This window comes from Caballeronia sp. LZ001 (genome assembly GCF_031450875.1).
Classification (GTDB): domain Bacteria; phylum Pseudomonadota; class Gammaproteobacteria; order Burkholderiales; family Burkholderiaceae; genus Caballeronia.
On sequence record NZ_JARTVX010000004.1, the window covers coordinates 2788632 to 2801867 of the forward strand.

General features: G+C 62.8%; 13 protein-coding genes. 9 read left to right on the forward strand and 4 right to left on the reverse strand.

The genetic code is table 11. The features are described 5' to 3' along the window. Positions 1–28 precede the first annotated feature (28 nt). Positions 29–748, reverse strand: coding sequence for a hypothetical protein (locus P9292_RS23910; RefSeq protein ID WP_309961550.1), 720 nt, complete (start codon positions 746–748; stop codon positions 29–31). A 180-nt stretch (positions 749–928) separates the two neighbouring features. Here P9292_RS23910 and P9292_RS23915 point away from each other — a divergent pair, with 180 nt between their 5' ends. From P9292_RS23915 to ruvB, 9 genes are all read left to right on the forward strand, one after another. Further along, a complete protein-coding gene (locus tag P9292_RS23915; protein WP_309961552.1) occupies positions 929–2242 on the forward strand; it encodes a class I SAM-dependent RNA methyltransferase in 1314 nt (437 codons plus the stop codon). A 327-nt stretch (positions 2243–2569) separates the two neighbouring features. After that, the gene (locus P9292_RS23920; protein WP_309961554.1) at positions 2570–3967 is read left to right on the forward strand and encodes an aminopeptidase P N-terminal domain-containing protein; all 1398 of its coding nucleotides are present in this window, start codon (positions 2570–2572) and stop codon (positions 3965–3967) included. 1 nt (position 3968) lies between these two features. Then, positions 3969–5180 (forward strand): UbiH/UbiF/VisC/COQ6 family ubiquinone biosynthesis hydroxylase, encoded by a 1212-nt coding sequence (locus P9292_RS23925; protein WP_309961556.1) that lies wholly within the window; start codon positions 3969–3971, stop codon positions 5178–5180. Between the two features lie 257 nt (positions 5181–5437). After that, entirely contained in the window at positions 5438–6529 is a 1092-nt protein-coding gene (gene dusB / locus P9292_RS23930) for a tRNA dihydrouridine synthase DusB (protein WP_309961558.1), read from the forward strand. Next, the gene (locus P9292_RS23935; protein WP_040052966.1) at positions 6526–6759 is read left to right on the forward strand and encodes a Fis family transcriptional regulator; all 234 of its coding nucleotides are present in this window, start codon (positions 6526–6528) and stop codon (positions 6757–6759) included. Before dusB ends, P9292_RS23935 begins: the two co-directional genes overlap by 4 nt. A gap of 64 nt (positions 6760–6823) precedes the next feature. Continuing rightward, complete coding sequence (purH, locus tag P9292_RS23940) at positions 6824–8389, forward strand: bifunctional phosphoribosylaminoimidazolecarboxamide formyltransferase/IMP cyclohydrolase (protein ID WP_309961560.1); 1566 nt, start codon at positions 6824–6826, stop codon at positions 8387–8389. Between the two features lie 111 nt (positions 8390–8500). Beyond that, entirely contained in the window at positions 8501–9043 is a 543-nt protein-coding gene (gene ruvC / locus P9292_RS23945; protein WP_244826996.1) for a crossover junction endodeoxyribonuclease RuvC, read from the forward strand. 24 nt (positions 9044–9067) lie between these two features. Beyond that, complete coding sequence (ruvA, locus tag P9292_RS23950) at positions 9068–9649, forward strand: Holliday junction branch migration protein RuvA (protein WP_244826995.1); 582 nt, start codon at positions 9068–9070, stop codon at positions 9647–9649. Positions 9650–9729: 80 nt separating this feature from the next. Beyond that, positions 9730–10788, forward strand: coding sequence for a Holliday junction branch migration DNA helicase RuvB (gene ruvB / locus P9292_RS23955; protein WP_244826994.1), 1059 nt, complete (start codon positions 9730–9732; stop codon positions 10786–10788). 3 nt (positions 10789–10791) lie between these two features. On the opposite strand, the gene P9292_RS23960 is transcribed toward ruvB, so the two are convergent. From P9292_RS23960 to tyrS, 3 genes are read right to left on the reverse strand one after another with little or no spacing between them, the layout of a single operon-like run. Then, the gene (locus P9292_RS23960; protein ID WP_309961563.1) at positions 10792–11439 is read right to left on the reverse strand and encodes a histidine phosphatase family protein; all 648 of its coding nucleotides are present in this window, start codon (positions 11437–11439) and stop codon (positions 10792–10794) included. Then, the gene (gene dtd / locus P9292_RS23965) at positions 11436–11909 is read right to left on the reverse strand and encodes a D-aminoacyl-tRNA deacylase (protein WP_244826992.1); all 474 of its coding nucleotides are present in this window, start codon (positions 11907–11909) and stop codon (positions 11436–11438) included. Before dtd ends, P9292_RS23960 begins: the two co-directional genes overlap by 4 nt. Continuing rightward, entirely contained in the window at positions 11906–13153 is a 1248-nt protein-coding gene (gene tyrS, locus P9292_RS23970; RefSeq protein WP_309961566.1) for a tyrosine--tRNA ligase, read from the reverse strand. The genes dtd and tyrS overlap by 4 nt, the downstream gene beginning before the upstream one ends. Positions 13154–13236 lie beyond the last annotated feature (83 nt).

Below are 13236 nucleotides of genomic sequence, written 5' to 3' on the forward strand. Positions count from 1 at the left end.
CCGAGGGAGCATCTGGACCAGGCAAGCATCAGTTATGAAAATCTTGAATCCGCATTGCGAGCGAGAGCAGATCACGATGATAGTCGTAACGCGCGACCACGCTGATCAGGAAGAGCGCACCGATGGCAAAACCCACTTGCGTAGAAGTGGTCCCCAGCGCGACGAGACCCGCTGCTGCAGCCTCGAAGCTCTTAAAGTGAATAATCGCATCCACACCTTTAAGGGTTCCACTCGCTTCGACAAGAGTCGCGACTAGTGCCGATAGCGCGATTTTGTCGACGGACCCAATGCATCGTGCAATGGCGGCTTTTCGACGCTCGGAGACAATACGAATCCATTCGGTGGCGCTCTGCAAGTCTGCTGTTGGAAATGCAGCTAACCTGCTGGCAAACGTCATATCGTGCTCGAACTCTTTTCGTTCGCGCAGGTTCTCGTACTGCCTAAACTGAAAGGCTAGCTTTAATTGGCCGCTTTCTGGCCAAGCGATAACAAGATTGGAAACCAGCCAGATCAACCAGACGACAGTAAAGGTTAGCAGCCAACCCGTCCTCCCAGGCAGAAATTGATGTTTTGCCATCCAAGCGAAAAACCCTGCGAGGAAGACAACGAAGAAACCTCCATAAAAGACAATACTTGTTAGCCGCTTTCTCTTTTGATGTTGCGGCTTTTTTTCTTTCTCAAGAGCTTTCGCTCTGAGTGGCTCTGCATCTCTGAGCGCGTCTAGTACATGCTGCACTGCGGCTTCCATCTTTTTTTCCCGACAAGTTGGACGAGCTACTATCTGGCCGCCATGAAAGCAACGGCGGTGCGACGGTAAATGTTAAGCGGCTGGTACACAACGTGAATCGTCTGAAATGCGCCGCCGGTCGGCCGAACCACCTGCCGCGTACAATGTCGCCTTCCGATTCACGCAAACGAAAGCCCCCTCATGTCCTCCCCCCTCTTCGACTGGTTTGTCCCCTGCCCGCGCGGTCTCGAAGCGCCGCTTGCCGCCGAGCTCGCCGAGATCGGGGAGCGCCATGTCGCAAGCGCGCCGTTATCCGGCGGCGGAACGCTTGCCGTCGGCGCACAGGTTCCCGGTGGCGTGCACTTCCGGGGCGGCTGGGTCGCGGGCATGGCGGCGAATCTGCATTCGCGTATTGCGAGCCGCGTGCTCTTGAAGATCGCGCAGGGCCCGTATCGTAACGAACACGATATCTACGAACTCACGCACCAGCAGCGCTGGGAGCAATGGTTCACGCCGAGCCAGACAATGCGCGTCGATCTCACCGCCATCAAGTCGCCGGTGAAGAGCCTCGAATTCACGACGCTGCGTGTCAAAGATGCCGTCTGCGACCGCCTGCGCGATGTCGCCGGCGCGCGCCCGAGCATCGACACCGCGCAGCCGGACGTGCGCGTGTTCGCGTTCCTCACGGTGAACGAATGCACGCTCTATCTCGATACCTCCGGCGAGCCGCTCTTCAAGCGCGGCTGGCGTCTGGACAAGGGCGCGGCGCCCCTGCGCGAAAATCTTGCAGCCGGCATCCTGCGTCTCACGGGATGGACGCCCGGCACGCCGCTCTTTGATCCGATGTGCGGCAGCGGCACCTTCCTCGCCGAAGCCGCGCAGACCGCGCTCGATATCGCGCCGGGTAGCGAACGGCGTTTTGGCTTCGAGAAGCTCAAGCCGTTTCATCCGGGCATGTGGCAGAAGCTCAAGTCGGCCGCTGGCGAAGCGAAGCGCGCCGCGCGCTCCGCGCGCTCGGAGTTGAACATCTTCGGCAGCGACATCTCCGGCGACATGCTGGAAAAGGCGCGTGCCAATCTGAGCCGCGCCGGTGTATCGAACCTGCAGCTCAAACAGGTCGATGCCCGCAACATGATGCCGCCCACGGAAGCGCCCGGCATTCTCGTGGCGAATCCGCCGTATGGCGAGCGGATCGAAGTGCGTGGACGCGGCCCGCGCGGCGAGATTCGCGACACGCCGCGCTCGCGTCGCGACGATCGTGACGACGAAGAAGCCTTCGCGCGCGCTCAACCCGATCCCGCCGATACCGAATTCTTCATCTCCTTCGGCAACGCGCTCAAGCAACGCTTCCCGGGCTGGCGCGCCTACGTGCTGACCTCGGACCGCAAGCTGCCGGGCATGTTGCGGTTGCGCGAATCGACCAAGACGCCGCTCTTCAATGGCGCGCTCGAATGCCGTTTGTTCCGCTTCGATCTGATCGCGGGCAGCGTGCGGAATCGGACGAGCGAAGAGTAAGCAGCTTGGTTTGCGAGTAGGCGACACGTCGCAGTGCGGCGTTCGCCGCTTCGCTTCGGTGACTCGACTGCCGACAGTGCGCACCACGGAGGTCGAAGACATGCGACGAATCAATCCGTGATGCTGCGTAGATCCATCGGGCCTGAGACCCTGCGCATCGCCGAAAATCGACATTCCGCGCGCCGATTCGTCCGCGACGAAAGCACATACGCCCCGCGCGCTCCACTCGGCCGCACATTCCGCCCTACCCTCACCGCACTCACCGACTCACCACTAGGCCGAATGGCCGAGTCCCCCTGCATCGAAGCCCGGCGCTACAATCGGCGAATGAACTCACTCACCGAACTCGCCAGCCCCATCGCCGTCGACGTCTATCGCGGCCGCCGCGAACGCGTGCTCGCCGCGATGCGCGCCCAAGGCGGGGGCATCGCCGTCGTGGCTACCGCGCCGGAAGTCTTGCGTAATCGCGACGCCGACTACCCCTTTCGCCACGACAGCTATTTCTACTATCTGACAGGCTTCACCGAGCCCGAGGCGACGCTCGTGCTGAACGCGAGCGCGCAAGACGGCGAGCCTGCATCCATCCTCTTTTGCCGCGAAAAGAACGCCGAGCGCGAAACCTGGGAAGGCTTTCGGTTTGGCCCCGAAGCCGCGCGCGATGCCTTCGGTTTCGATGCCGCCTTCGCCATCGATTCGCTCGACGAGGAGTTGCCGCGTCTCATCGCGGATAGACCCGCGTTGTACTACGCGCTCGGGGCATCGGCGGAAGTGGACGCGCAAGTGCGCGGCTGGCTCGCCGCCGTGCGCGCGCAAGGCCGCAGCGGTGTTCGCGCGCCGGAAGAGGCACGCAATCTCCTGCCGCTGCTCGACGAGATGCGGCTCGTGAAAGACGCGCACGAAATCGCGATCATGCGACGCGCCGGGTCGATTTCCGCCGAAGCGCATCGGCGCGCCATGCGTGCGTGTCGTCCCGGCATGCACGAATACGAGATCGAAGCCGAACTGCTCTATACGTTCCGCCGACGCGGCGCGCAGGCGCCCGCTTACGGTTCCATCGTCGCGGCGGGGGCGAATGCCTGCGTGCTGCACTATCCGGCGGGCAATGCCATCGCGCGGGATGGCGACCTGATCCTCATCGACGCCGCCTGCGAACTCGACGGCTACGCCTCCGACATCACACGCACTTTCCCGGCAAGCGGTCTGTTCACGCCGCCGCAGCGCGAGCTTTACGACATCGTGCTGGCCGCGCAAAGCGCCGCCATCGAAGCGACCCGCGCCGGCGTCAGTTTCGACGCGCCGCATCAGGCTGCGGTGAAAGTGCTGTCGCAAGGTTTGCTCGATACCGGCATCCTCGATAAAGCGAAGTTCGGCACTATCGACGACGTGATCGGCGAACGCGCCTTCGCGCGCTTCTACATGCATCGCACGGGGCACTGGCTCGGCATGGACGTGCATGACGCGGGCGACTATCGCAACGCCGACGGCCCGCGCGATGCGCAGGGCGCGCGCGAGTGGCGCACGCTCGCCGCGGGCAACGCGCTCACCATCGAACCAGGCCTTTACGTGCGCGCCGCCGAAGACGTGCCCGAGCGCTACTGGAACATCGGCATTCGTATCGAGGACGACGCCATCGTCACGCCTAATGGCTGCGAGCTGCTCACCCGCGAGGTGCCCGTCGATGCCGACGAAATCGAAGCGCTGATGCGCGAATCGAACCAAGACTGATATGAACGACACGACCAGGCCCGTGCACGACGAAGGGCATTTCGACCATGACATCGCCATTGTCGGCGCGGGGCCGGTCGGGCTCGCGCTTGCGGGCTGGCTTGCGCGGCGCAGCGCCACGCAACGCTTGTCGATCGCGTTGATCGACGCACGCACGCCTGAAGCCGCCGCGAGCGATCCGCGTTCGCTCGCGCTCTCGCATGGCAGCCGCGTGATGCTTCAGCCGCTCGGCTTTCCCGCCGATGCCACGCCGATCCGCCGCATCCACGTGTCGCAGCGCGGGCACTTCGGCCGCACGCTGATCGAGCACGACGAACACGAGTTGCCCGAGCTGGGCTACGTGGTGCGCTACGGTTCGCTCGTCAGTGCGCTTGCCAGCGGGGTGCGCGCAACGAACGTGGACTGGCTCACCGAGACCTCCGCGCTGCCGCCGCTGCAGGACGACGAGGGCGTCACCTTGCCGCTCAAGTCGTCGGCGGGCGAACGCACGATCCGCGTGCGCGTGCTGGTGAACGCAGAAGGCGGGCTGTATCAGCAGACTTCGGGCGAGAGCGCCGTCTCGAACGAACGGCACGCGCGCGATTACGCGCAAACGGCGATCGTCGGTACGGTGAGCGTATCGGAGCCTCAGGCGAACGTGGCATGGGAGCGCTTCACGCGCGAAGGTCCGATTGCGTTGCTGCCCTGCGGCGGCGCGCGTCACGCGGACTATTCGCTCGTCTGGTGCGGTTCGCCCGATGAAGCCGCGCGGCGCATGCAGCTCGACGACTCGGCGTTTCTCGCCGAACTCGGCGATGCCTTCGGTACGCGCATGGGCCGCTTCACGCGCATCGCGTCGCGGGCGGCGTTTCCGCTCGGGCTCACCGCGCTCCACGCGCTGGTGGATCGCCGCACGGTCGCAATTGGCAACGCGGCGCAGACCTTGCACCCGGTCGCGGGTCAAGGACTGAACTTGGGCTTGCGCGATGCACGCGCGCTGTCGGATGCCTTGTCCGCCGATGGCGCGCGTCCGCTTGCGCTTCTGCGCTTCGCTCAACGCCGCGCGCTCGACCGGCGTCTGACGATCGGCGCCACCGATACGCTCGCGCGCATCTTCACGATGGACTTCGCTCCGCTTGCCGCGATGCGCGGGCTTGCCTTGACGGCGCTCGAGTTCCTGCCGCCATTGAAGACGGCGCTCGCCCGTCAGATGATGTTCGGGCAAAGACGCTGATCCGCTTTCTATCTGTATTCGGCGGCGGGTCGCACGACGCGACGCCGCCTCATTCGTCAGCACAAAGCCCGACTTATCCTCTATGAGCTTGTCCGCTTTCATAGAAGATTTAAAGACTTGCGCGCGATTGCTCTTAATTTCAGCACCCGCTTCGCGTTAAAATACGCGTTTCCCTTCAGCACTAGCAAACGCTCGACGCAGCGCGGCGCTTTTCATGGCGCCTTGCTTCATGTCGTCGGCGCCACGCCCAAGCCTTCATGCCAAGCATTGGTTCACACATTCTGCGCAACAACCTGTTCGTCGCCCCGATGGCAGGCGTCACCGACCGTCCGTTCCGTCAGCTCTGCAAGCGCATGGGCGCGGGCTACGCGGTGTCGGAGATGGTCGCTTCGAACGCGCAGTTGTGGAAGAGCGAAAAGACCATGCGGCGCGCCAACCACGCGGGCGAAGTCGAGCCAATCTCCGTTCAGATCGCGGGCGCCGACCCGCAGATGCTGGCCGAAGCCGCGCGCCACAACGTCGCGAACGGCGCGCAGGTCATCGACATCAACATGGGATGTCCCGCCAAGAAGGTTTGCAACGTCGCGGCGGGTTCCGCGCTCCTGCAGAACGAAGAACTCGTGGCGCGTATCGTCGAGACGGTGGTTCAGGCCGTCGGCGTAGGGCCGGATGCCGTGCCCGTCACGCTCAAGATTCGCACGGGGTGGAATCGCGAGAACAAGAACGCGCTGAACATCGCGCGGATCGCGGAAGATGCCGGCATCTCCATGCTCACCGTGCATGGCCGCACGCGCGCGGACCTCTATAAGGGCGACGCCGAATACGAGACCATCGCGGCCGTCAAGAACGCGGTGAAGATTCCAGTGGTCGCGAACGGCGACATCACGACGCCCGAGAAGGCGCGGCACGTGCTGACGGTGACGGGCGCGGACGCGATCATGATCGGCCGCGCGGCGCAGGGTCGACCGTGGCTCTTTCGCGAGATCGAACATTTTCTGACGACGGGCGAACGGCTGCCGCCGCCGCTCATCGAAGAGATCCAGCAGGTGATGAACGAGCACCTCGAAGATCACTACGCTTTCTACGGGGAATTCACGGGCGTACGGACTGCGCGCAAGCATATCGGCTGGTACACTCGCGGCCTTTCCGGCGCCAACACCTTCCGGCACCGGATGAATACGCTGGACACGACCAAAGAACAATTGCTCGCGGTCAACGAATTCTTCGACGCGCAAAAAGCGTTGTCCGACCGTCTGGTCTATGTCGACGAGAGCGGCGACGACTGCGACGCGGCTGCCGAAGAATCGTGCGGCGGGCATCACGACATAGACCGACAAAAAGCCGCATGAGCAGACATAACATCGAACAATGCGTCCGCCAGAGCCTGGACAATTATTTTCAGGATCTGGACGGCTCCAACCCGCACGACGTCTACGACATGGTGATTTCGTGCGTGGAAAAACCGCTGCTCGAAGTGGTGCTCGAGCAGGCAGGCGGCAACCAGTCGCTTGCGGCCGAGTATCTCGGCATCAACCGCAACACATTACGCAAGAAGCTTCAGCAGCACGGATTGATTTGATTCATCGGACCGGGGCGTCCGCCCTGGTCTGGCCTGGCTATCCTTTTTGGTTTCAGTGTTCACCATGATCAAGCAAGCGCTCATTTCCGTTTCCGACAAATCCGGCATCATCGACTTCGCCAAATCGCTGGCGGAGCTTGGCGTCAAGCTCCTCTCGACCGGCGGCACGGCGAAACTGCTGGCCGACGCGGGCTTGCCCGTCACGGAGGTCGCCGACTACACCGGCTTTCCGGAAATGCTCGATGGGCGCGTGAAGACGCTGCATCCCAAGGTTCACGGCGGCATTCTCGCGCGCCGCGATCTGCCGGAGCACATGGCGGCGCTGGAAAAGCACGACATTCCGACCATCGATCTGCTGGTGGTGAATCTGTATCCGTTCGTGCAGACCGTGGCGAAGGAAGAGTGCTCGCTGGAAGACGCCATCGAGAACATCGATATCGGCGGGCCGACCATGCTGCGCTCGGCGGCGAAGAATCATCGCGATGTCACCGTGATCGTCGATCCGGCCGATTACGCCACCGTGCTCGACGAAATGCGCGCGAATCACAACAGCGTGGCCTACAAGACGAACTTCCGTCTCGCCACCAAAGTGTTCGCGCATACCGCGCAATACGACGGCGCGATCACGAACTATCTGACGAGTCTGACCGAAGAGCTTCAGCACGCAACTCGCAATACGTATCCGGCAACCTTCAACGTCGCTTTCGAGAAGGTGCAGGATCTGCGTTACGGCGAGAATCCGCATCAGAGCGCGGCGTTCTATCGCGATCTCGCGGTGCCCGCTGGCGCGCTCGCTAACTACGAGCAGTTGCAGGGCAAGGAACTCTCGTACAACAACATCGCCGATTCCGACGCGGCATGGGAATGCGTGAAGACCTTCGACGCGCCCGCCTGCGTCATCATCAAGCATGCGAATCCGTGTGGCGTGGCGCTTGGCGCAAACGCGCACGAAGCCTACTCGAAGGCGTTCAAGACCGATGCTACGTCGGCGTTCGGCGGCATCATCGCGTTCAATCGCGAAGTGGACGAAGCGGCGGCGCAGGCCGTAGCCAAGCAGTTCGTCGAAGTGCTGATCGCGCCTTCGTTCAGCGATGCCGCGCGCGCGGTGTTCGCGGCCAAGCAGAACGTGCGTCTCTTGCAGATCGCGCTCGGCGACGGTCATAACGCGTTCGACCTGAAGCGCGTGGGCGGCGGGCTGCTGGTGCAATCGCTCGATTCGAAAAACGTGCAGCCGCATGAACTGCGCGTGGTGACGAAGCGCCACCCCACGCCCAAGGAAATGGACGACCTCATGTTTGCGTGGCGCGTGGCGAAGTTCGTGAAGTCGAACGCCATCGTGTTCTGCGGCGGCGGCATGACGCTTGGCGTCGGCGCGGGGCAGATGAGCCGCGTGGATTCGGCGCGCATTGCGGGCATCAAGGCGCAGAACGCGGGTCTCACGCTGACCGGCTCGGCCGTGGCTTCGGACGCGTTCTTCCCGTTCCGCGACGGGCTCGACGTGGTGGTCAATGCAGGCGCGACCTGCGTGATCCAGCCAGGCGGCTCCATGCGCGACGACGAAGTGGTCGCCGCCGCCGACGAGCACAATGTTGCGATGATTCTCACCGGCACGCGTCATTTCCGCCATTAATCGCTGCGGCATCCTTTATTATTGGCCTGTTTGCGCTGCCTGCTAATTGGCGGCACAAATAGGCCAATTTCATTTCGAACGACCGCCACGCCGGAGCGCATTTCCGCAAACATGAGAATTCTAGGCATCGATCCGGGCTTGCGCGTGACCGGCTTCGGCATCATCGACAAGTCCGGGCACTCGCTCACCTACGTGACGAGCGGCGTGATCAAGACAGCCGACGCAGACTTGCCTTCGCGTCTGAACACCATCTTCGAGGGCATTTCCACGCTCATCGGGCAGCACAATCCAGATCAGGCGGCGATCGAAAAAGTCTTCGTGAACGTGAATCCGCAGTCCACGCTGCTGCTTGGCCAGGCGCGCGGCGCGGCCATCTGCGGCATGGTGGCGAGCGGCCTGCCGGTCGCGGAATACACCGCGCTGCAATTGAAGCAAGCCGTGGTCGGCTATGGCCGCGCCACCAAGGAGCAAATGCAGCAGATGGTCGTGCGTCTGCTCGGCCTGACAGGCGTACCCAGCACCGACGCAGCGGATGCGCTCGGCATGGCGATCTGCCATGCGCATGGCGGCACCGGCCTCGCGGCGCTCGGCACCATCGCGCCGTCGCTGGCGAAAAAAGGCTTGCGCGTCAGGCGCGGTCGTCTCATCGGCTAATCAACCTCGATACTTACTGCAAATATGATCGGTCGCATTGCCGGCGTTCTGCTAGAAAAAAATCCGCCGCATCTGCTCGTCGATTGCGGCGGCGTCGGCTACGAAATCGACGTGCCGATGAGCACCTTCTACAACCTGCCGCATGCCGGCGAGAAGGTCGTCCTGCTCACGCAGATGATCGTGCGTGAAGACGCGCATCTGCTGTACGGATTTCTCACCGCGCAGGAGCGTTCGACGTTTCGCGAGTTGTTAAAGATCAGCGGCATCGGCGCGCGCATGGCGCTGGCCGTGCTCTCCGGCATGAGCGTGCAGGAGCTCTCGCAAACGGTGACGACGCAGGACGCCGCGCGCCTCACGCGCGTCCCGGGCATCGGCAAGAAGACGGCCGAACGTCTGCTGCTCGAACTCAAGGGCAAGCTCGGCGCCGATCTCGGCGCAATGGCAAGCGCGGCTTCGCAGTCCGATCACGCCTCCGACATCCTCAATGCCCTGCTTGCGCTCGGCTATTCCGAGAAAGAAGCGCTCACCGCGATCAAGAACGTGCCTGCCGGAACCGGCGTCTCCGAGGGCATCAAGCTCGCGCTCAAGGCGCTCTCGAAAGGCTGATTCTGCGGGCGTTTCGTGTGTTGCGCCATTAGGCCGTTCGGCCAGGTTCATCGCGGGAAAGCTCGCTGTACAATCGACGGATGATCGAAACCGACAAACTCGCCGCTGAGCGCATCATCGCGGCCACGCCCGTCTCGCCGAACGAAGAAGCCTTCGAGCGCGCGTTGCGACCGCGCCAGCTCGACGAATACGTTGGCCAGGAAAAGGTGCGCGGCCAGCTCGAGATTTTCATCGAGGCGGCCAAGCGCCGTTCGGAAGCGCTTGATCATGTACTGCTGTTCGGGCCGCCGGGTCTTGGCAAGACGACACTCGCGCACATCATCGCGCGGGAAATGGGCGTTAATTTGCGACAGACCTCGGGGCCGGTTCTGGAACGCGCGGGCGACCTCGCTGCCCTCCTCACCAATCTCGAAGCGAATGACGTGTTGTTCATTGACGAGATTCATCGGCTCTCGCCGGTCGTCGAGGAAATTCTTTATCCGGCGCTGGAGGATTATCAGATCGACATCATGATCGGCGAAGGCCCGGCCGCGCGTAGCGTGAAACTGGATCTGCAGCCGTTCACGCTCGTCGGCGCGACCACGCGCGCGGGCATGTTGACCAATCCTCTGCGCGACCGCTTCGGCATTGTGTCGCGGCTCGAGTTTTATAACGCGAGCGAACTGGCGCGTATCGTGTCGCGTTCGGCTTCGTTGCTGAAGGCGGAGATCGTGCCCGAGGGCGCGCTCGAGATTGCGCGGCGTTCGCGTGGCACGCCGCGTATCGCGAACCGGCTGCTGCGCCGCGTGCGCGATTTCGCCGAGGTGAAAGCGGACGGCAACATTACCGCCGAAGTCGCGGATGCCGCGCTGAAGATGCTCGATGTCGACCCCGTCGGCTTCGACCTGATGGACCGCAAGCTGCTCGAAGCCATCCTGCAGAAGTTCGATGGCGGCCCGGTGGGCGTGGACAATCTCGCGGCGGCTATCGGCGAAGAGCGCGATACCATCGAAGACGTGCTGGAGCCGTATCTGATTCAGCAAGGGTATTTGCAACGCACGCCGCGCGGGCGCGTGGCGACGTTGCTGACTTATCGGCACTTCGGGCTGGCTGCGCCCGATGCAGGGCCGATTCGCGAGCTTTGGGATGCGAAGGGGTGAGGGTTAGGCTTGCTTTCGCAACCCATCGTCGTCCGTATCCGTCGCCAGATGCGAAACGTCGCCCCACGAAACCACCCTCGCCGCATCCCCGTCGTAATCCACGACATTGACGCTGCAATTCAACAACGGCCAGTCGCGAGCGTCCTGCAACGACAGCTTCTTAGCAAACCGATAGATGCAGTCCAGCACGCCGCCATGCGCCACGCACGCAATGCGCCCGCCCGGATGCGCGGCTAGGATAGGCTCCATTGCATGCACGACACGGTGATAAAACACCCGCTGTGATTCGCCACCCGGCGGCGTAAAACCCGGGTCCCGAGTTTGCCACTCGACAAACTCCGCAGGAAACTTCTCGCTGATCTCGTCGCTGTCGTGACCTTGAAACGCGCCGTACAAGCGCTCGCGCAGTCCCTTCGAAAGACACAGTTCGAGCCCGAGCGCATCCGCGAAAGGACGCGCCGTTTGCTGCGCGCGTTGCAGGTCACTCGAATAGACCGCATCGAGCCCGCCCTCGCGCGCCAAGCGCCGGCCCAGTTGCTCGGCCTGCAGACGCCCGTGCTCGGAGAGCGGAATGTCGATATGCCCTTGTATGCGCTTGATGCGATTCCAGTCGGTTTCGCCGTGGCGAATGAAAAGGATCTGAGTGGTCATGGCGTTTCCGGTTGCGGCCGCACTTGCAGCCAGAATGTGACCGGCCCGTCGTTCACGAGCGATACCTGCATGTCCGCACCGAATTCGCCGGTCTCGACCACCGGATGCTTCTTGCGCGCCTCGCGCACGAAGTGGTCGAAGAGGCGCTTGCCTTCGTCGGGCGGCGCGGCGGGCGTGAAGCTCGGACGCAAGCCGCTCGACGTATCGGCGGCAAGCGTGAATTGCGACACCAGCAAGACGCCGCCCGCGCGCCCCGCGCCATCCATGTTCTGCACGGAAAGATTCATCTTGCCGGCAGCGTCGCTGAAGACTCGATACGCAAGCATCTTCGCCAGCAGCTTGTCGGCGGTTGCTTCGTTGTCGCCGCGCTCGGCGCAGACCAGCGCGAGCAAGCCTGCGCCGATGGCGCCCGTGACACGCTCGCCCACGCGCACGTCGGCGCGCGCCACGCGCTGGATGAGCGCAATCATGCGGTCAACGTGATCCGCGCAAAACGGCGCTTGCCGACTTGCACGACGAACTCGCCCGCCTCGACCTTCAAGCCTTTGTCGTTGATAGTCACGCCATCGATCTTCACGCCGTTCTGCTCGATGTTACGCAGCGCTTCGCTCGTCGATGGCGCGAGTCCCGCCTGCTTGAGCAACTGACCGATCGCGAGCGGCGCACCCGCGAGCGTGACGCTCGGGATATCGTCCGGCACGCCGCCCTTCGCGCGATGATTGAAGTCTTCGAGCGCGCGCTCGGCATCTGGCGCCGAATGAAAGCGCGTGACGATCTCCTGCGCCAGCAACACCTTGAAGTCGCGCGGATTGCGGCCGCCTTCCGCTTCCTTCTTGAAGCCCGCGATTTCCTCGATGCTGCGGAAAGACAGCAGTTCGAAATATCGCCACATGAGCACGTCGGAGATGCTCATCAGCTTGCCGAACATCTCCGTCGGCTTCTCGCTGATGCCAACGTAATTGTGCTTCGACTTCGACATCTTCTCGACGCCATCGAGACCTTCGAGCAGCGGCATCGTCAGAATACATTGCTGCTCTTGACCGTATTGCTTTTGCAATTCGCGGCCGACAAGCAGATTGAATTTTTGGTCCGTGCCGCCGAGTTCGAGGTCCGCGTTCAGCGCGACGGAGTCGTAGCCTTGCATCAGCGGGTAAAGCAACTCGTGGATGGAAATGGGCACGCCGCCCTGAAAGCGCTTGGTGAAATCCTCGCGTTCCAAAATGCGCGCGACCGTGTAGCGCGATGCCAGCTTGATCATGCCGTCGGCGCCGAGCGGCATCGACCATTCGCTGTTGTAGCGAATCTCGGTCTTCTCGCGGTCGAGCACGAGCGCGGCCTGTTCGAAATACGTCTTTGCGTTGTTTTCGATCTGCTCGCGTGTGAGCGGCGGGCGGGTGGCGTTGCGGCCGGAGGGATCGCCGATCAGCGAAGTGAAATCGCCGATCAGAAAAATGACCTGATGCCCGAGGTCCTGCAACTGGCGCATCTTGTTCAGCACGACCGTATGGCCGATATGAATGTCCGGCGCCGTCGGATCGAGGCCGAGCTTGATGCGCAGCGGCTTGCCCGTGGCCGCGCTTTTGGCGAGCTTCTGCGCGAATTCGTCTTCGATCAGCAGTTCATCGCAACCGCGCTTGGCGATGGCGAGCGCGTTGCGCACTTCGTCGGTAATCGGAAAGGCTTGCGCGGCAGGTGCGTTGGATTCAGTGGTCATGCTTTGCGGCTTGTGAGGTCAAAATGAGCGGTCGCGGGCGGCACTAACGCCGATGACGAAGCCGTCCGAACAACGCGGCGACA